Source organism: Thermogemmatispora argillosa (genome assembly GCF_059696725.1).
Map to the genome: position 1 here is coordinate 5,261,173 of NZ_AP019377.1, position 17,977 is coordinate 5,279,149.

The 17,977-nt window shown below is 60.9% G+C and carries 14 protein-coding genes; 3 read left to right on the forward strand and 11 right to left on the reverse strand.

Translation table 11 applies throughout. The features are described 5' to 3' along the window. Positions 1-70 precede the first annotated feature (70 nt). From AC6H1L_RS20545 to AC6H1L_RS20575, 7 genes are all read right to left on the reverse strand, one after another. Positions 71-1,099 carry an alpha-ketoacid dehydrogenase subunit beta gene (locus AC6H1L_RS20545; protein ID WP_497599318.1) on the reverse strand — a complete coding sequence of 343 codons (1,029 nt, stop codon included), beginning with the start codon at positions 1,097-1,099 and terminating at the stop codon, positions 71-73. Then, positions 1,096-2,082, reverse strand: a complete 987-nt coding sequence (locus AC6H1L_RS20550) for a thiamine pyrophosphate-dependent dehydrogenase E1 component subunit alpha (RefSeq protein WP_497601578.1) — start codon at positions 2,080-2,082, stop codon at positions 1,096-1,098. Before AC6H1L_RS20550 ends, AC6H1L_RS20545 begins: the two co-directional genes overlap by 4 nt. A 139-nt stretch (positions 2,083-2,221) precedes the next feature. Continuing rightward, a complete protein-coding gene (locus AC6H1L_RS20555) occupies positions 2,222-3,004 on the reverse strand; it encodes an SDR family NAD(P)-dependent oxidoreductase (protein ID WP_497599319.1) in 783 nt (260 codons plus the stop codon). 98 nt (positions 3,005-3,102) lie between these two features. Then, a complete protein-coding gene (locus AC6H1L_RS20560; RefSeq protein ID WP_497599320.1) occupies positions 3,103-5,796 on the reverse strand; it encodes an ATP-binding cassette domain-containing protein in 2,694 nt (897 codons plus the stop codon). 10 nt (positions 5,797-5,806) lie between these two features. Beyond that, complete coding sequence (locus tag AC6H1L_RS20565; RefSeq protein WP_497599321.1) at positions 5,807-6,994, reverse strand: ABC transporter permease; 1,188 nt, start codon at positions 6,992-6,994, stop codon at positions 5,807-5,809. A 337-nt stretch (positions 6,995-7,331) separates the two neighbouring features. Further along, complete coding sequence (locus tag AC6H1L_RS20570) at positions 7,332-8,354, reverse strand: BMP family protein (protein ID WP_497599322.1); 1,023 nt, start codon at positions 8,352-8,354, stop codon at positions 7,332-7,334. Positions 8,355-8,473: 119 nt separating this feature from the next. Then, positions 8,474-9,319, reverse strand: coding sequence for a TIM barrel protein (locus AC6H1L_RS20575; protein WP_497599323.1), 846 nt, complete (start codon positions 9,317-9,319; stop codon positions 8,474-8,476). A gap of 375 nt (positions 9,320-9,694) precedes the next feature. Between AC6H1L_RS20575 and AC6H1L_RS20580 the strand changes: the two genes are divergently transcribed. From AC6H1L_RS20580 to AC6H1L_RS20590, 3 genes are all read left to right on the forward strand, one after another. Beyond that, positions 9,695-10,330 carry a cysteine hydrolase family protein gene (locus AC6H1L_RS20580; RefSeq protein WP_497599324.1) on the forward strand — a complete coding sequence of 212 codons (636 nt, stop codon included), beginning with the start codon at positions 9,695-9,697 and terminating at the stop codon, positions 10,328-10,330. Between the two features lie 128 nt (positions 10,331-10,458). Further along, positions 10,459-11,814: a dihydroorotase gene (locus AC6H1L_RS20585; RefSeq protein WP_497599325.1), complete on the forward strand. Its 1,356-nt coding sequence runs from the start codon at positions 10,459-10,461 to the stop codon at positions 11,812-11,814. 135 nt (positions 11,815-11,949) lie between these two features. After that, positions 11,950-13,383, forward strand: coding sequence for an amidohydrolase family protein (locus tag AC6H1L_RS20590; protein WP_497599326.1), 1,434 nt, complete (start codon positions 11,950-11,952; stop codon positions 13,381-13,383). Here AC6H1L_RS20590 and AC6H1L_RS20595 read toward each other — a convergent pair. The 4 genes from AC6H1L_RS20595 to AC6H1L_RS20610 are packed head-to-tail and all read right to left on the reverse strand — an operon-like array spanning position 13,374 to position 17,777. After that, entirely contained in the window at positions 13,374-14,552 is a 1,179-nt protein-coding gene (locus AC6H1L_RS20595; RefSeq protein ID WP_497599327.1) for an oligopeptide/dipeptide ABC transporter ATP-binding protein, read from the reverse strand. The two genes, AC6H1L_RS20590 and AC6H1L_RS20595, sit on opposite strands and share 10 nt — an antisense overlap. Continuing rightward, positions 14,549-15,766, reverse strand: coding sequence for an ABC transporter ATP-binding protein (locus AC6H1L_RS20600; RefSeq protein WP_497599328.1), 1,218 nt, complete (start codon positions 15,764-15,766; stop codon positions 14,549-14,551). The genes AC6H1L_RS20595 and AC6H1L_RS20600 overlap by 4 nt, the downstream gene beginning before the upstream one ends. Positions 15,767-15,771: 5 nt before the next feature. Beyond that, positions 15,772-16,770 (reverse strand): ABC transporter permease, encoded by a 999-nt coding sequence (locus tag AC6H1L_RS20605; RefSeq protein ID WP_497599329.1) that lies wholly within the window; start codon positions 16,768-16,770, stop codon positions 15,772-15,774. Between the two features lie 5 nt (positions 16,771-16,775). Continuing rightward, positions 16,776-17,777: an ABC transporter permease gene (locus tag AC6H1L_RS20610; RefSeq protein WP_497599330.1), complete on the reverse strand. Its 1,002-nt coding sequence runs from the start codon at positions 17,775-17,777 to the stop codon at positions 16,776-16,778. Positions 17,778-17,977: the final 200 nt, after the last annotated feature.

Consider the following 17,977-nt stretch of genomic DNA (forward strand, 5'->3'; position numbering starts at 1 on the left):
CACCATCCTCTACCGCCGCCGCTCCCTGGCCGTCACTGGCTGGCCTGGCAGCACCGCGGCTGCTTGATCATCAGCCACCCGACGCGCTGCGTACCGCGCTACGCAGCACCTCACGCACCCCAGCAGCAATACGAGCCTCGTCGGGAATAACAAACTGCTCCAACTCGGGAGCGTAAGGCATGGGCGTATTCGTGCCACAGACGCGCTTGATTGGCCCTTTCAAGAGAGGGAAAAATTCCTCAGCGGCAATGGCGGCGATTTCCGCGCCGAAGCCATTGCGGCGCGGTGCCTCCTGAACGATTACCAGGCGCCCCGTCTTCTCTAGCGAGCGGCGCAAACCATCCCGATCAAACGGCACCAGGGTGCGCGGGTCCCATACCTCGACTGAGATGCCCTCATGAGCCAGCTCCTCGGCGACCTTGAGCGCGCGCGGCACCATATACAGATAGGCGACCAGCGTCACATCGTTCCCCTCACGCATAACGCGCCCCTCCCCCAAGGCGACAAGGTAGTCCCCTGCCGGTACCGTGCCACGGCTATTGTAGAGTAGTTTATGCTCGAAAAAGAGCACGGGGTCAGGATCGCGGATAGCACTCTTCAGCAATCCCTTGGCGTCGGCAGGAGTGGAAGCTGTCACCACCTTCAGCCCGGGCGTTGCCGTAAACCAGGCCTCCAGACTCTGAGAATGCTGGGCGGCTGTTGCGCCTGCCGTGCCCGTTACCATACGAATCACCAACGGCGCGCTGGTACGCCCACCGGTCATATAGCGAAACTTGGCCGCCTGGTTCACGATTTGATCCATCGCCAGCGTCGCGAAATCGCTAAACATGATTTCCGCTACTGTAGGCACACCGAGGAGCGCCGCCCCGAGCGCTGTCCCGATAACGGCCTCCTCAGAGATTGGCGTATCAAGCACACGCTCAGCCCCAAAGCGCTGCTGGAGCCCCTGGGTCACCCCGAAGACACCGCCAGGCTCGCCAATGTCCTCGCCGAGGAGCAACAGCGAGGGATCGCGCTCCATCTCTTCGGCCAACGCCTCACGGATCGCCTGCGCGTAGGTCAGACGCCGTTCCTTCTCTACCTTGGGCGTAGCAGTCATAGTAAGGCCCTCCCCCCGTAGCTTTCAACAAAGACATCTTCAAGCGCCTCCTCGGGCGCCGGGTGCGGCGAGGCTTTCGCAAAAGCGATCGCCTCTTCTAGCTCCCGCTCAACTGCCTGATCAAGGGCCTGCAGCTCATCCTCAGAGCAGATCTTGCCACTCAGCAGCAGGCGCCGATAGTTTTTGATCGGGTCGGCCTCCAGCCAGAAGGCCACTTCCTCGGCGGGGCGATACTGGCCCATGTCTCCCTCGTAATGGCCGCGTTGGCGGTAGGTCTTGCACTCCACCAGAGTGGGACCGCGTCCTTTGCGCGCATCCTCGACGGCCTTGCTGACCACACGATAGACGTCGAGCACATCATTACCATCGGCAATCAGCCCGGGAATGGCATAGGAGCTGGCCCGCGTGGCAATATCGCGAATAGTCTGGTGCTTATGCTGCGGCGTGAACTCGCCATAGAGGTTGTTCTCACAGATGAAGATCACCGGCAGGCGCCAGAGTGCGGCCAGATTAAGCGACTCGTGGAAAGCGCCTTGATTGGAAGCGCCGTCGCCAAAGAAGGTCACTGCCACCCCATCGGCACGTCGCGCCCGGGGGTCGTCGGGGTGATGGGCGCCGATCAGGCGCGCCTGCTTAAGGGCCAGGCCCGCGCCGACAGCGATCGGAATACCGCCGCCCACGATACCATTGGCGCCGATGATCCCTAGCTCAATATTGGCAATATGCAGCGAGCCGCCTTTCGCGCGGTTGTAGCCATCGCGGCGGGCGAAGAGTTCGGCATACATGTAGCGCGGATCGCCCCCGCGCGCCAAAATATGGCCGTGTCCACGATGCGTGCTGGTGATGTAGTCGTGGGGGCCAAGGGCCGCGCAGGCGCCCACGGCCACCGCCTCCTGACCAATGTAGGGATGCAGGAAGCCGGGAATATAGCCCAGGCTACGCAGCTCCGCCGCCCGCTCCTCGAAGCGGCGAATCAGCACCATCTTGCGGTACAGCTCTTTCAGAAAAGCAGGCGAATAGCCAGCCAACGATTGCACGCTCTCTGCTCCTTCCTTGCCTGGCTTGCTTGATCGTAGCGTAGCGTAGACGGTCGCAGGCCAGACGGCTCAAGCCAGGCGAACATCAGGCCATATAGAGGCCGCCATCGACATGGATCGCCTGGCCAGTGATGTAGCTGCCGTCAGGCCCACACAGAAAGGCCACCACGCCGGCGATATCCTCCGGTCGGCCCAGGCGCCCGAGAGGAATATCACGCGGGCGCTCGCTCAGAAATTGGCCAGGCTGCTTACCTTCGCGCAGCGCCACCGCGCGATCGACCTCCTCCAACATAGCGGTCATGATATTGCCCGGGCAGAGAGCATTGACGCAGATGTTGTAGCGCGCCAGCTCTGCCGCCAGCGAGCGCGTCAGACCCAATACGCCGGTCTTTGAGGCGCAGTATGCATAGTCACGACCAAAGGCCACCTTGCTCATCATCGAGGCCTGATTAACGATGCGTCCCCAGCGCTGAGCGATCATATCGGGCACGACAGCGCGCGCGCAGAGCAACTGACCGGTCAAATTGATGGCCAGGCTCAGATACCAGTCCTCAAGGGGCGATTCCAGCAAAGGCGTATCGCGAAAAATGCCGGCGTTATTGATCAGGATCGTAATCGGGCCCAGCCGCGCGCGGGCCTGCTGAACTCCTGCATTGACACTCTCCTCACGACTGACGTCCAGGCGCACCGGGAGCGCCTCGCCGCCAGCGGAACGGATCTCCTCGGCCACCGTGGCGATCCCCTGCTCATCGATATCGGCCACCGCGACCCGGGCGCCCTCTCGCGCCAGACGCAGAGCAATCGCGCGACCCATCCCGCGCCCGGCGCCGGTCACTAAAGCCGTATGTCCTTCCAGCGTCAACGTCATCGTTTTCCCCCTTTGCAAAGAGATCCCGCACGCAACACGCGCAGTCTCGCTCTAGCAATCAGTCAATACTGAGCGGCCCGCCGGCCGCTGCGCCTCGACTAGGTCACCGGCCAATCGCCGCTGACCAGCCACTGCGGTTGCGGCTGCGGCTGCAGCACCTGCTCTGGACGGGTTCCCGCCATCAGCAGACCCAGATAGGTCAAGTCGACCGCCGCCGCGGGCAGGGTCTCCAGAATGCGCCCCTCGTAGATCACACTGATGCGATCGCTCAAGGCCAGGATCTCATCGAGGTCGGAGGAGATCAACAAGACCGCGCAGCCGCGGTCGCGCGCCTCGACAATCCGCCGATGGACATAGGCGATGGCCCCTACGTCCAGACCACGCGTTGGCTGCATGGCGATCAGTAAGCGTGGCTCGCGGCCCAGGGCACGGGCCAGGACCGCCTTCTGTTGATTGCCGCCCGATAAATGCCGCATCGGCGTCAACGGACTCGGCGCCCGTACATCGAAAGCGGCCATCAGTTGCTGCGCCCGAGCCACTACCGGCCCGAAACGCCGCCAGCCATAGCGCGCATAGGGCGGATGGTCAAAGACGTCTAACACCATATTCTCGGCTACAGTCAGCTCCAGAATCAGGCCCTGCTGATGACGATCTTCGGGAATATGCGCCAGCGCCAGATCGAGGCGCGCCGCCGTATCAAGGGCCGTAATATCGCGTCCCTCGAACAGAATGCGGCCCGTCTCGACGCGGCGCAGTCCCATCAGGACCTCCAACAGCTCGCTCTGCCCATTCCCGTCTACTCCTGCCAGGCCGTGAATCTCGCCGGCGCGCAGCTCCAGCGAAATGCCACGCAAAGCCTCCTGCCCATTGCTCCCGCGCGCCTGCACCTGCTCCAGGCGCAAGCGTACCTCGCCCGCTCTGGCCGCCTCCTTGACTACCGTCAGCGCTATAGCACGCCCCACCATCAAACGCGCTAGCTCAGGCGGGGTCGCCTGCCGCGTCTCCAACGTACGTACCACGCGCCCCAGGCGCATCACCGTCACACGGTCGCTGATCGCCATCACCTCTTTGAGCTTGTGGCTAATGAAGATGATGGTCACGCCCTCGGCGCGCAGCCGACGCAACAGGGTAAACAGCTCCTCGCTCTCCTGGGGTGTCAGCACTGCCGTCGGCTCATCGAGGATCAACAGGCGGGCCCCACGATAGAGCGCCTTCATGATCTCGACTTTCTGCTGCTGCCCGAGCGTCAGATTCTGGACACGCTCATAGGGCGAGATCTCTAGCCCCAGACTGCGCGAGAGCTGGGCGATGCGCTCCTCAGCCTGCCGCAGATCAAGCAGCGGGGCCCGCTCCGGCCTCGTCCCCAGCACAATATTTTCCAGGATCGAGAGCGCGGGAATGAGCATGAAATGCTGATGCACCATGCCAATGCCAAGCTGCATGGCCTCGCGGGGTGTTCTGATCTGCACGCGCCTCCCCTCTACCAGAATGTGGCCCTCATCGGGACGATAGAGGCCATAGACAATATTCATCAGCGTCGTCTTGCCGGCCCCGTTCTCACCCAGCAAAGCGTGGATCTCACCCGCGCGGATGGTGAGCGTCACATGGTCGTTAGCTACCACTCCTGGAAAGCGCTTCACAATTCGACGCAGCTCCAATATAGCCCCCGCTGAGGCTGGTGCTACCTTCTCCTCATCCTCCTCGGGCGGGGAAGCCCCTTTGAGCAACGCGCGCGCTCCCTCGTTACTGTAGGGCTGACCGCTGGCTGCCGGACCACGCGCGTTGCGCATCAACAGCATCAGCGCCAGGAGCGTGATCACATAAGGCAACGTCTCCAGCAACTGGTAAGGCACATTGACACCATAGGCCTGTAGACGGATCTGCAAGGCGTCGCCGAAGCCGAAGAGCAAGACTCCCAACAGGATGCCGAGCGGATGCCAGCGTCCGAAGACGATCGCCGCAAAGGCCACATAGCCGCGCCCGGCAGACATATTTTCCTGGAAGGCATTCACGCCGCTGGCGCTCACCAAAGCCGCACCACCAGCCCCGGCCAGGGCCCCGCAGACCAGCAAAGCCAGATAGCGCACACGCTGCACGTCGATCCCGACAGTCGTCGCCGCTAGTGGCTTCTCACCAACCGCCCGCAGAGCCAGACCCCAAGTCGTGCGGTACAGCACAAACCAGGTCACCGGTACCAGAGCCAGCGCAATGTAGACCAGCGCATTGAGCTGAAAGAAAGCCGGACCGATGTAGGGCAGCGAGCTGAGCAAGGGAAAAGAGAGCGGACCGAAACCGGGGGCTGAAGGAAACTGCGAGACGTTGCCGAAGCGCAGACGAAAAACATAGGCTGTGGCCGCCAGCGCAAAGAGGTTGAGACCGACCGCGCTCACAATCTGGTCGACCCGCAAGGTGACCGAGAACCAGGCATGGACCAGAGCGATCAGCATGCCCACAGCGATCGCCAACAGCAGACCCACCCAGGGACTATGGCCGGCCAGGGCCCCCATATAAGCCGCCAAGGCCCCGCAAAGCATAATGGCCTCCAGGGCCAGATTCAGCACTCCCGCCAGTTCGTTGAACAGCCCGCCCAGAGCAGCCAGTAACAGCGGCGTCATGGCCACCAGCGAGGCCACCACAAAATCAGGCGAAGTGAGGAGCGCAATCAGGCCACCGCTGCCCTGACCAGCAGCGGATCGACGGCCCGTCACCAGATTAAGCACCATCAGACAGGCCAGCAGCAGCAAGAGGGCCAGGCTCATCCAGAGCCAGCGTCGCGACTGTCGCTTGCGCATACGCACTTCCTCACTCTGCAACAGGAGTATCAGGCTCAAGGCTACTCGTCGGCGGCTGCCTCTCTGAACCAACGGTAGTCAGCGACGAGCTATCCCCGCTCGCCGCCTCGCTCTCTCCCTGGTGTCGGCGCACCACATCGAGAATCAGCGGCGACGACACGGCCAGCACCGCCAGAATGGCCAGCGTTCGCACAATATCCGCCAGCTGTGATGGCAGCTGGGCGATAGCCTCCATAGCCGAAGCGCCATTGGCCAAAGCCCCGAAGAAGAGAGCCGCCAGCCCCACGCCGCCGGGGTTCAAGCCGCCAAGCAGCGCGACCGCAATGGCATCGTAGCCCGTATTCGGAGCAAAACCGGTGATCAACTGGTAGCGATAGCCCAGGATCTCGATCGCCCCGGCCAGGCCGGCTAGCGCCCCGCTGATGAAGAAGGAGAGCAGGTAGACGCGATCAACATGCACCCCGGCATGACGAGCCGCCTCGCGATTCAAGCCCACCAGGCGAATGCGATACCCCCAGGTTGTGTAGCGCAGCAGGATAAAAATCACCAGCAGGGCCAGCAGGGCCAGAAAGAAACCGGCGTTGAGGTCGCTGCCCCGCACCAAAATGGGAAAAGTGGCATCCGGCTGGACAGGGAACGAGGTCGGGGCCGCTGTGAAGCCTGGGGCATGGATCGGGCCAGAGATCATATAGTCTATAAAATAGATGGCAATGTAGTTGAGCAGGATGCTTGTGATGACCTCATTGATGCCGAAGCGGACCTTCAGCAAAGCCGCCGGGGCCGCCCACAGGCCCCCAGCTATAAAGCCAGCCAGCGTGGCCAGGGCCAGATGAAGACCGCCAGGTAGGCCAGCAAACTTACCACCCACCACCACCGCCGCCAGCGCCCCCAGATACTCCTGACCTACACCACCGATATTGAAGGCCCCAGCGCGGAAAGCCACCGCGATGCCCAGCCCAATCAGCAGCAGCGGTGTCGCCTCATTGAGCGTCTCAGCGAACTGGGGTAAGGTCCCGAAGGCACCCTGGAAGAGGCCCGAGTAGGCATCAAGCGGACTAAAGCCGCTGATGAGCATGACCACGGCCCCGAGTAGCAGCGCCAGCCCAATGGCCACCACAGGCAGCGCCAGCGAGAGCCACGAGCGCTTTAGCCGCCCAAGACCGAAGCGAGCACCTGTCACAACGCGCATCATAGCCATAGCGAACTGCTCCCAAGGAGCGAGGGAGACAAGTAAGGGAACATACCGCTGCCCGCGCAAGCTGCAGCGCCTACCCCTCCTGTCCCCTCGCCCCACTGCTCAGACTGGAGGAGCATCCAAAGGCGAAGCAGGGAATTGACACCTCCCCCAGCTAGCCTTGCCTGCGTCCCCGCCTTGACCTGCTCTGGCCCTGATCCTCTTGCCAATCACAGCCCCCTGGATGGATCAGTGCCTGCCAACTGTCCGCTCAAGCCGCAGGCAGACAGGCCGGAAGGAGGAGCCACCAACGTCTCAAGTCAAGAGCCATCACGACACGACAGACAAGATAGCCACGGCCCTAGGACGCGGGCAGACCGATATTCAGCTTACCAGCCAGGTACTGCTGAACAGCAGCCTCTACACGGCTACGCACATCCTGGGGCACCCAATCGCCCCACTTTCCCAGATGCTGCACCTGCTCCTTAAATCCGAATTGATAGGTCGTATTGCCCTTGAGCTGGCCCTCCTTAAAGAGCCTGGCGATCTGCAGATAGAGACCGGGCACCTCCTGTACACCACTCGTCACAATCGTGTTGGGTGCCAGCGAATAAGCATCCGTGGACCAACCAGCGATCACCTTCACCCCCTTCTGCTGGGCCAGCTTAATGGCCGGTCCGTCGAAGGCGTTGCCCATAATCGTGATCACATCCACACCGCGATCAAGCTGAGCCTGCGTCACCTGCTGACCCTTGACCACGTCGTCATACGAGCCGACGAAAGCTACACTAACGCTGGCTTGCGGGTTAACTGCCGCCACTCCCTTCTTAAAGGTATCAATATCGGCAGTTACCTGGGGCGCATCCACTGCCGCCACAATACCAATCTTATTGTTCTTCGTCACCAGCCCGGCGGCCATGCCAGTAAAATAGCCCAACTCACCATAGCGGAATTCCGTTCCACTCAGATTGGCCAGCGACCCTTTGCCATTAATGATCACAAAATGCGTATTGGGGAACTCCGGCGCCACAGCTTTCACCGAGTCAGCATACTCGAAGCCGTGGGCGAAAATCAGATTATACCCCTGGCGCGCATACTGGCGCAGAACGTTCGCCTGTTCCGCCTGCGAAACATTCTCCGAGTAGGCGAACGACCAGCCTAACTGCTCCTTAATCAGTTGCACCCCTTTGAGGGCGTCCTCATTCCAACTGTGGTCATTGACTGGGCCACTGGTAACCATAGCCACGCGAATTGGCTGCGAGCCGCCAGAGGTTCCCGAAGAAGAAGACCCCTGGTTGCCACAGGCGCTGAGGAGAAGCATGAGGAGGAGAAATAGCGGTATCCCGAAGAGCCGAAGTCGGGGAAGCCGAGAACCTTTCAGCATAGCCAGCCAACCTTTCGCTCCATGAGCTGGAGCCAGCGACTTCTGACAGGACGAACCGAACCGAACGGAGCGGAAGGCACGGACAACGACAGCAGATGAAGGCGCGCTGACCGTGCCAGCTAACGCCCCTCAGTGTCAGGATCAGGGAAGGGGAAAATTGCGCGAATGGCCGCCAATACCTCCGCCGTTGAGCTATCGCCCGGCACGCACTCGAAACCAACCTGGCCGTCATAGCCAAGAGCAAGCATCTCGCGGTAGATCCGAGCAATATTGATCTCCCCCGTACCTGGAGCACCACGCTCGGGGACATCGGCAATGTGGATTGCCCCAACCAGATCAATCGTCGCTCGCAAATTATTGATCAGGTTCCCCTCGTTAATCTGCTGGTGAAAAAGATCAAAGACGAGCCTGAGCCGGGGAGAATTGAGGCGGCGAACCAGGCGGGCAGCATCAAGCACACTGCGCAACAAATAGCCGTGAACGTGCAGCTTGCTGAGCGGTTCGATCAGGAGCGTCACCTCTAGCCCGGAGCTGTCGACCAGCTCCACCAGGCGCCAAAGACCTTCCTCTAGCGCCTGCCAGCGCTCCGCTTCGCTCAGAGAACGGGCCGACGGCACCACTTGCCCCCCTGGTCCAACCTCATCGCTCTGGACAAAGAGGGCCCGAATGCCACAACGCGCCGCCATTTCCAGCGATTCACGAAACTGGTCGAGGACCCGGGCATGATCAGCGACATTGCTCAGTGAGCCATGCCGCGAGCCGAAAACTGAGTTGATAAAGATACCCTGGTCAGCAGCGACACGCGCCAGATGATCAATATCCTTATCGATCCAGTCCCAGAAATCAACTCCGGCAAAACCCGCACGCGCCGCCTCTTGTATACGCTCCTCAACCGGCAACTCCCGCCAGAGAAACTGGTACTGCGGCGCATCCGCGATCGCTTCGATCATGGCTATGTACTGCATAGTGCCATCCTCTCGCTGGCGTTCCTTACTTGCGCCGGGCCTTCCATGCTTGTGGTATAGTGATTATACCACTTCTGGCAGCGATTGACCCGGTCCCAAGCAGGAGGACCGGGGTGGGCGCTCTCTTCTCCGCTGCCAATGTGGTATAATCACTATACCACTTTTTGCCAGACCCGTCAAGCCTCCCTGGGCTGACGAGCCAGCAAAGAGCGGAGCAAGGCGGATCAACACGAGAAAGTTAGGGCTGGGCCAGCCGGCTCCACTCCAGGGGCATAAGGCTGGTTCGGCGCTATCCAGCGATCGGCTGGCGGAAGGCGCTGCTGACCAGCGAGCCAGGCCCAGCCGTGCTGCAAGCAAGAAAGGAGAGGAAGCGGGATGAACTTTCAGATCGATCCTCGCGAGACCGCCCTACTCGTCATCGACGTGCAGAACGCCTTCTGTCATCCCCAGGGGACACTTGGGCTGAGTGGTGTCGACACCGGACCGCTGGCGGCCATCATTCCCCACATTCGCCGTTTAGTAGAGGCCTGCAAAGCCTGCGGCATCCCAGACATCTGGACCATCCAGCATCACTTTGTCGAAGATCACACCCGCGAGCTTCACCGTATCACTCCCCACACGCAGAAGCGGGCCCGCATTGCCTGTCAGCCCGGCACCTGGGACGCCGAGATCGTTGCCGAGCTGAAGCCGCTCATCGATGAGCGCAGCCATCTCATCGAGAAGCACAAATTCAGCGCCTTCTACGGCACACGGCTAGAGGTCCTGCTGCGCATTCTTGGGCGACGCCTCCTTCTCATCACCGGCACGACCACCAACGCCTGTATCGACACCACCGTCCGCGAGGCCTACATGCGCGACTACGATGTCGTTGTGGTCCGCGAATGCGTTGGCGGCATCGACCCGGCCTGGCACGCTATGGCCCTTGCTGTCTGGGAGCGCTATATCGGCGCTGTCGTCTCACTGGAGGAACTCCTGCCTGCTCTCCAGCCCCTGGCCTTCAAGGGGCAATAACATACACAGGCTATATGGGGCGTGGGAGAGAAGAAAGCCGCCCCTGGCATACAAGCATCTTATCGGTGAGAAAACTCTCTGCTATCGAGTAATAGCAGCAAGTTCATCAGAGAGAGGAGAGAAGCATCATGGCAAAAGCGGACCTGGTCATCAAGAACTGCCAGATCGTCACCCCCACGACCACCTTTACTGGCTGGCTCGCTGTGCGCGAAGGCAAAATCAGCGCCCTGGGCGACGATGACAGTCCTCCGGCGGCCCACGAAACCATCGATGGGCGCGGTCACTATTTACTGCCCGGGCGTGTCGAGCCACACATTCACCTCGGCGTGCACTATCCCTTTGACCAGGATGTCGAGCAGACCAGCGCTGCGGCGATCGCTGGGGGCACCACCGTTATGATGCCACACAACCGCGCCAAAGCCTCCTATTTAGAGGTCTACCCGCGCTGGGAGCGCAGCATAGCCGAGCACTCCTACTGCGACGTCGTCATTCACCTGCAGATCCAGAATCGGCAGCATATCGACGAAATCCCTCTCTATCACGAGCGCTTTGGCGTCCTCTGCTACAAGCTCCATCTTGACTACCGCGCCCGCGAAGTAGCCGAGCTAGACATCGAACCACTGGACGATGGCGATGCCTATCTCACCATGAAGCAATGTGCACCCTTCAATGGGCTGGTGGCGCTCCACTGCGAGGACGTCGAAATTGTGCGCTACACCCTGCCGGCCATCCAGGCCACAGGGCGCAAAGACCTGCAAGCCTGGAGCGACGGGCGGCCAGCCTTCTGCGAAGTTGCCGACATCCACACCATGGCCTACCTCAGCGAACTAACCGGCTGCCGCATTGTCGTCCTGCATCTCAGCACCGCCGACGGCGTCGACGCTGCCGCCCGCTGGACGAAGGTCCCGCCCATCCTCGAAACCCTCGTCCAATTTCTGACAGTCTTCCCCGAGGAGGCCGGGAAGCGCATCGGCGCCATCGGCAAAATGAATCCACCCTTGCGCGACCGCGCCAACGGAGAACGCCTCTGGGAAGCCATTCGCCGTGGGGCCATAGCCACCGTCGGCACCGACCACATCGCCTGCGAAAAGCACGAGACCGACGATCTCTGGAGCGTCACTGCGGGCATGCCTGGCATTGAAGTTGCCCTCCCGCTCCTACTCTCCGAAGGCGTTCACAAAGGGCGCATCAGCCTGCAGCAACTGGTCCACGTAGCGGCCCTTAACCCGGCCCGCCTCTACCATATTGACGACCGCAAAGGCTCCATCGCCATTGGCAAAGACGCCGACCTTGTGCTTGTCGACATGGAGGCCGAGCGCGTAGTTAGTCCCGAGACCACCTTCTCCAAGCTCAAGACGCCAGCCAACGGCATGACCGTGAAAGGCTGGCCGATCCTCACCATCAAAGGAGGCCAGGTTGTCTATCGCGACGGACAACTCCTTGTCAAGCCAGGCATTGGACGTGTTCTACGCTCCTACCCCTGAGCATGGCCCGGGCGCGCTGACCAACGCTGGTGACCAGTCTCGCCATTCAGCTCTCGGCGCCGAAACCAGCGAATAGCCCGCCTGGCGATCAATGAGGAAGAGAGTAGAAGAGAGAACAGCGAGGGAAGAGAAGCGATGACACGCATCCTCATCGATAACGTCGACTATCTACTGACCGTCGACCAACATGATAACATCCTGGAGCATGCCTCTGTCGTCATTGAAGACACACGCATCGCTGCCGTCGATCGCGCCGACGCAATCGCTGCCCGTTACCAGGGGAGCCACTTCGATCGCGTCATCGACGGGCGGCGCACCCTGCTCATGCCTGGTCTGATTGAAGCCCATGTTCACCTTTCTGAGCAGCTCAGCCGTGGCCTGTTCCCCGACAGTCTCACCACGCGGCCCTGGGTGTTCAACTGGGCCAAACCCTTCTACGCTGCCGTCGACGAAGAGGCCGAACACTGGAGCGTTCTCTTAGCCTGTCTTGAAATGATCAAAACAGGCACCACCTGTTTTCTGGACATGGGGTCTCAGAACGACGCCGGCATCACCGTTCAAGCGGCGGCCCAGGCTGGCATGCGTGGCATCACGGGCCGCCATGCCGCCGACGTCAAACCGGAAGTCATCCCCCCCTACTGGACCCCGGAGATGGTCGCCCATCACTTCTTCCGCGACGCCGACGAAGCCCTGGCCGCCCTTGAAACCTGCGTGAAACGCTGGAACGGCTACGCCGACGGACGCATCCGCTGCTGGGTCAACATCGAAGGCAAAGAGCCATGCAGCCCCGAACTGCATCGCGGCGCTCGTGAACTGGCCGAGCGGCTCGGAGTAGGCACCACCTACCACATTGCCTCCTCCATCGAAGAAGCCCGCCTCAGCGAGCAGAAATATGGCCTTTGGCCAGTCGAACGCCTGGAGCGCATCGGGGCCCTCGGACCGAATCTTGTCCTGGCGCATGTAGTCGCCATCAAAGAGCACGAAATTGCCCTGCTGGCCCAGCGAGGGACCAAAGTCGCCTTTTGTCCCGGGACCTCACTCAAGATCGCCAAGGGAGCGACACGTATCGGCAAATATCCCGAAATGCTCGCCGCCGGCGTTACCGTTGCCCTTGGCTGCGACGGCGTCTCTGCCTCCGGGGCCCTCGACATGACACGTCAACTCTACCTGGCGGCGGGCCTCTTCAAAGACGCGCGCATGGACGCCGCCATGATCCCGGCGCGGCAAGCCATTCGCATGGCCACTATCGAAGGAGCGCGTGCCCTTCTCTGGGACGACGAAATCGGCTCCGTCGAAGTTGGCAAACGAGCCGACCTCATCCTCTTTGACCTCAACCAGGTCGAATGGGTCCCTTGCAATGATCCTGTCCAAACGCTGGTCTATGCCGCCACCGGTAGCAGCGTCAAGCATAGCATCATCAACGGCACCCTGGTCATGGAGAATCGCCGCGTCCTTACCCTGAACGAAGCTGAAGTCATCGAGCAAGCGCGACGACTCACAGAGCGAGTCGTCGCGCGTTCTGGCCTCAAACGCGGTCAGATTCCCATCACGACCAGTCTCTACGATTGAGGGCCGGCCCCGCTGGGGGAGGTTGGCACAGAAGAGGAAGAAGAGCCGGGGTCAGTACTGCCCATAGCGGGCGAGGCCGCTACACCTTGGCTGCTGGCAGCCTTCAAACGAGGACTGACCACCGGCTCGCCATCGCCGTCGCCATAGAGAAAACAATGGGTCCAGTGGCCGTTTCCCAGATGAGTGCGGCGCGGGAAGCGCTGGCGGCAGATCTCCATCGCATGAGGACAACGCGGATGGAAGCGGCAGCCACTGGGAGGATTGATCAGGCTGGGAATTTCGCCGCGCGCTGGTAGCTGCACCTTCTGGCCGGCCATCATGCGATCGGGATCGGGAGCAGCCGACAACAGCAACTGAGTATAAGGGTGCTTCGGACGCTGCGTCACCTCCTCGCTAGGACCACCCTCTACCATCTGTCCCGCGTACATTACCAGTGTCTCCTCAGCGAAGTAGCGGGCGCTAGCAATATCATGTGTAATATACAGTAAAGCGAGCTGCTCTTCGTCCTTAAGGCGCAGCAGGAGGTTCAGAATATCCAGGCGGATCGACACATCCAGCATCGAAACCGGCTCATCGGCCAGCAAGACCTCTGGACGCACAGCCAGCGCGCGAGCGATCGCGATGCGCTGACGCTGGCCACCGCTCAGCTGATACGGATACTTCTCAATAAACTGCTCAGCGGGCGTCAGACTCACCCGGCGCAACAGAGCGAGAATCTGCTCGGTCTCCTCCTGGCGATTATGAACATGGCCGTGCACGCGCAGCGGGCGGCTGAGATGGTAGCGGACACTATGGATCGGGTTCAAAGAAGCGAAGGGGTCCTGAAAGATCAACTGCACATGACGGCGATAAGCGCGCAGAGCCTGACCGCGCGCCTTCAGATCGATTGGCTGACCATGAAAGCGAATGACCCCCGAAGTTGGGTCATAGAGACGGGCCAGCATGCGGGCGATCGTCGTCTTGCCGCTGCCGCTTTCGCCCACCACAGCCGTTGCGCGCCCTGGATACAGGGCCAGCGAGGCATCTTCCACCGCATGCACAGCACGCGGTGGACCGAAGAGGCGGATAGAACGCAGCGGGAAATCCTTGCGCAGATGCTCCGCCTCCAACACCGGTTGTAATACCTTCTCTGGAATCTGTTGCACAGTCAGCTGCTCAGAAACGCTCATGCGATTGCACTCCCTTCAGCCAGAGCCTCATAGCGAGCCGCGAACTCGGCGCTGCTCGGCGGCCCTTCTGGTCGTAGATGAGCATCATAGAGATGGCAAGCCACCAGTTGGCGCGGCGTCTCCGCCGTCGAAGGCAGCAACTGGGGTTCAAGGCGCTGACAAGCGTCCCAGGCAAAGGGACAGCGTGGGTGGAAAGCGCAACCTGAGGGGACAGCGCGCAAATCAGGAGGGGAGCCAGGAATCCCAGCCATACGGCGAATCGGACCGTGCAACTTGGGGAAAGAATTCAGCAGACCATAGCTATAGGGATGGCGCGGGTGAGCGTAAAACTCCTTACTGCTGGCCTTCTCCACCATCTTGCCGGCGTACATCACCGCAATCGTATCGGCCAGTTCCAGCAGCAGCGACAGGTCGTGCGTGATAAAGATCAGCGCCGTTGAAAACTCGCGGCAGAGCGAGCTGATCAGATCGAGGATCTCACGCTGCACCACCACATCGAGGGCCGTCGTTGGCTCATCCATAATGATCAGTTCAGGAGTCAGCGCCAAAGCGATGGCGATCACCGCACGCTGACGCATACCGCCACTCAGCTCGTGAGGATAGCTGCGGAGGCGATCGGGAGCGATACCGACCATCCTCAAAAGCTCAGCAGCGCGCTCCTTGCGCTGCGCGGCACTCATCTCAGGACAGTGCGTCTTCAGCACATCCATGATCTGTGTGCCGATGGTCATCACCGGATTAAGCGCGTTCATCGCGCTCTGGAAGACAATGGCCATCTCATTCCAGCGAAAAGCCCGCAGCTGAGCCGGAGACAGGCGCAGCACATCGATAGTCTCCGGCGAGAGCGCGGAGGCAGCCGCCGCAGCGCCGTTGGAAGCCGGCTGCCTGGCCTCCAGATCGCTAACCGCAACGATTTGGGTGGCTTTTTCAAGCTTCTCACGCTTGCGCGGATGATAGAGCACCTGGCCGCCAGTAATGTAGGCGGGCGGGCGCAGGAGGCGTGAGATCGCGTAAGCGAGCGTCGACTTGCCGCAGCCACTCTCGCCCGCAAGCCCCAGGATCTCACCCCGCCGCAGCTCGAAGCTCACCTCTTTGACCGCGTGTACGATGCCGTTGACCGCATAGTAGTCAACGCTCAGATCGCGGACCTCCAGGAGGACATCATTGCCGTTGCTGTGCGTGTTGGGGGTATGGTGAGACTGATTGTCCGTCATAGGCATTACGTTACCGCCTTCTCTTTGAGTTCCTTCGGCACATGCTCGCTGATCTCGCTGCGCAGACGCGGATCGGCAATCTCATCAATACCGAAGTTAATCAGTGCCAGGGCGGCACCAAGCAAGGCAATGCAGCAGCCTGGGGGCGCGAACCACCACCAGAGGCCAGAGAAGATCGAGTCGGACTGCTGCGCCCAATAGAGCATGCTTCCCCAGCTTACGGTGTTGATATCGCCCAGACCCAGAAACTCCAGTGCCGTCCAGGCCAACAGCACAAAGATCACGGTGCTTACAAAAGCCGCCGCCACAATGCCAATCTCGTTGGGGAAAATCTCGAAGAAGATGATACGCCACACGCTTTCCCCGCTGGCACGTGCCGCCGTCACAAACTCTCGGCTGCGCATCGAGAGCGTCTGTGCTCTCAGCAGGCGGGCATTGAATGACCAGTTGGTGAGCGTGATCACCAGAGCAATCGTCAGCGGCCCCTTGGGGAAGTAGCCAACTGCCACAATGGCCAGCGGGAGCGCAGGGATCACCAGAAAGACATTGGTCACCAGCGAGAGTATCTCATCGATGATCCCGCCGAAGTAGCCGCTTACCAGGCCAACTACCACCGAGACCAGGGTCACCAGGAGGCCGGTCAGGAAACCCCAAAAGACGCTGCTGCGCGTGCCGTAGAGCAGTTGCGAGAAGATGTCCTGACCCGTTGCCGTCGTGCCTAGCCAGTGGGCCGCCGAGGGCGGCGTTTCTGAAAGCTTGGAGGTCGCGGTGGGATCATAGGGGGCCAGCAGTGGCCCAAAAATGGCCACCAGGAAGAAGAAGGCGACAATGCTGCTGCCAATCGCTACCTTGCGATTGCTCGTCAGGACTCGCCAGACGAGCCGGAGGCTCTCGCCCAGGCGAGCAAGCCGCGAATCCCTGCGTGGAAACTTTTTTGGAAACGTTGACGGGATCGTTTCCGGCTCTAGAGTAGCTACGTGCTTGAGATCCTTGCCCAGGCTCATAGTGGTCAGGCACTCCTTTCGAGGCGGACGCGGGGATCGAGGAAAGCGTAACTCAACTCGGCGAGGAAATTGGCGCCGAGCACGCCGAGGGCGACGACCAGGAAAATGCCCTGCATCAGGGAATAGTCCTGGTTTTGGACCGCCTGCAGCAGGGAGTAGCCGATGCCGGGGTAGGAGAAGACCATCTCCGTCAGCAACTGGCCGCCGACGATGAAGCCCAGCGAGATAGCGAAGCCGGCAATATTGGGCAGAATCGCATTGCGGGCCGCGTAGGCGAACATAATGCGACTCGTCCGTAAGCCCTTAGCTTTCGCCATCAGCACGTAGTCCTCTGAGAGCGTAGTAATCATCGAATTGCGCATGGTGAGCATCCAGCCGGCGACGGAAGCGATGACAATCGTCAGGGCTGGCAAGATCCCATGATATATTACGCTTGCAATGAAATCAAGCGTCCATCCTGGATCGACGTTCAGCTCATCGTAGCCGCCGGTCAGAGGGAACCAGCGCAACTCGAAGCCAAAGATGTAGAGGATCAGCAGGGCCATCCAGAAGTAGGGGATTGCCGACAAAAAGTTCAGCAGCGGCGAGAGGATGGTGTCGAGCAGCGAACCGCGTTTCCAGGCCATGATGATGCCCAGCAAACAGCCGAGAGAGAAACTCAGCACCACCGAAACCAGGCCCAGGCCCAGCGACCACAGGATATCGCGCCCGATGACGTTCGTCACCGGTTCGAAGGAGGAGGTCACGGCCACGCCCAGATTGCCATGCAACAGACTATTCAGATAGTCAAGATACTGGATGGGGAGCGGATCGCCGGTATTGTAGCCCAGCTCGGCCTGGATGGCCTTCAGGTAAGCGGCACCCACGTGAATCCCGCGACTTTGCAGATTGCCCAGCAGCACGGCTGCCGGGTCACCTGGGGCCAGGCGCGGAATGATAAAATTGAGCGTAATTGCTGCCCAGGCAGCAAACAGGTAAAACAGAATGCGACGAAGCAAGTGACGCATTCAGGGACTCCTTCGTACCCGTCACTAGCGGCGCCAGGCCAGCCAGGCAGGGTTGTCGCCGGCGGCAGTCTCTTGCAGCCTGCCCCTAACGAAGAGCGACGGCTAGGCCTCTCCCTGCCGTGTCGGGCGGCGCCGAAAGCGCGGTGCGCTCTTTGGGATTCTCCCCATCTGGGGGGAGTATACCATCAAGATCGAAGCAG

Bases quoted from the DNA above. Each gene is read 5' to 3' on its own strand.
- AC6H1L_RS20575 (WP_497599323.1), bottom strand. From the start codon at position 9,319: ATGCAGTACATAGCCATGATCGAAGCGATCGCGGATGCGCCGCAGTAC.
- AC6H1L_RS20580 (WP_497599324.1), top strand. From the start codon at position 9,695: ATGAACTTTCAGATCGATCCTCGCGAGACCGCCCTACTCGTCATCGAC.
- AC6H1L_RS20595 (WP_497599327.1), bottom strand. From the start codon at position 14,552: ATGAGCGTTTCTGAGCAGCTGACTGTGCAACAGATTCCAGAGAAGGTA.
- AC6H1L_RS20550 (WP_497601578.1), bottom strand. From the start codon at position 2,082: ATGGTGCTGATTCGCCGCTTCGAGGAGCGGGCGGCGGAGCTGCGTAGC.
- AC6H1L_RS20605 (WP_497599329.1), bottom strand. From the start codon at position 16,770: ATGAGCCTGGGCAAGGATCTCAAGCACGTAGCTACTCTAGAGCCGGAA.
- AC6H1L_RS20610 (WP_497599330.1), bottom strand. From the start codon at position 17,777: ATGCGTCACTTGCTTCGTCGCATTCTGTTTTACCTGTTTGCTGCCTGG.
- AC6H1L_RS20555 (WP_497599319.1), bottom strand. From the start codon at position 3,004: ATGACGTTGACGCTGGAAGGACATACGGCTTTAGTGACCGGCGCCGGG.
- AC6H1L_RS20570 (WP_497599322.1), bottom strand. From the start codon at position 8,354: ATGCTGAAAGGTTCTCGGCTTCCCCGACTTCGGCTCTTCGGGATACCG.
- AC6H1L_RS20590 (WP_497599326.1), top strand. From the start codon at position 11,950: ATGACACGCATCCTCATCGATAACGTCGACTATCTACTGACCGTCGAC.
- AC6H1L_RS20545 (WP_497599318.1), bottom strand. From the start codon at position 1,099: ATGACTGCTACGCCCAAGGTAGAGAAGGAACGGCGTCTGACCTACGCG.
- AC6H1L_RS20565 (WP_497599321.1), bottom strand. From the start codon at position 6,994: ATGGCTATGATGCGCGTTGTGACAGGTGCTCGCTTCGGTCTTGGGCGG.
- AC6H1L_RS20600 (WP_497599328.1), bottom strand. From the start codon at position 15,766: ATGACGGACAATCAGTCTCACCATACCCCCAACACGCACAGCAACGGC.
- AC6H1L_RS20585 (WP_497599325.1), top strand. From the start codon at position 10,459: ATGGCAAAAGCGGACCTGGTCATCAAGAACTGCCAGATCGTCACCCCC.
- AC6H1L_RS20560 (WP_497599320.1), bottom strand. From the start codon at position 5,796: ATGCGCAAGCGACAGTCGCGACGCTGGCTCTGGATGAGCCTGGCCCTC.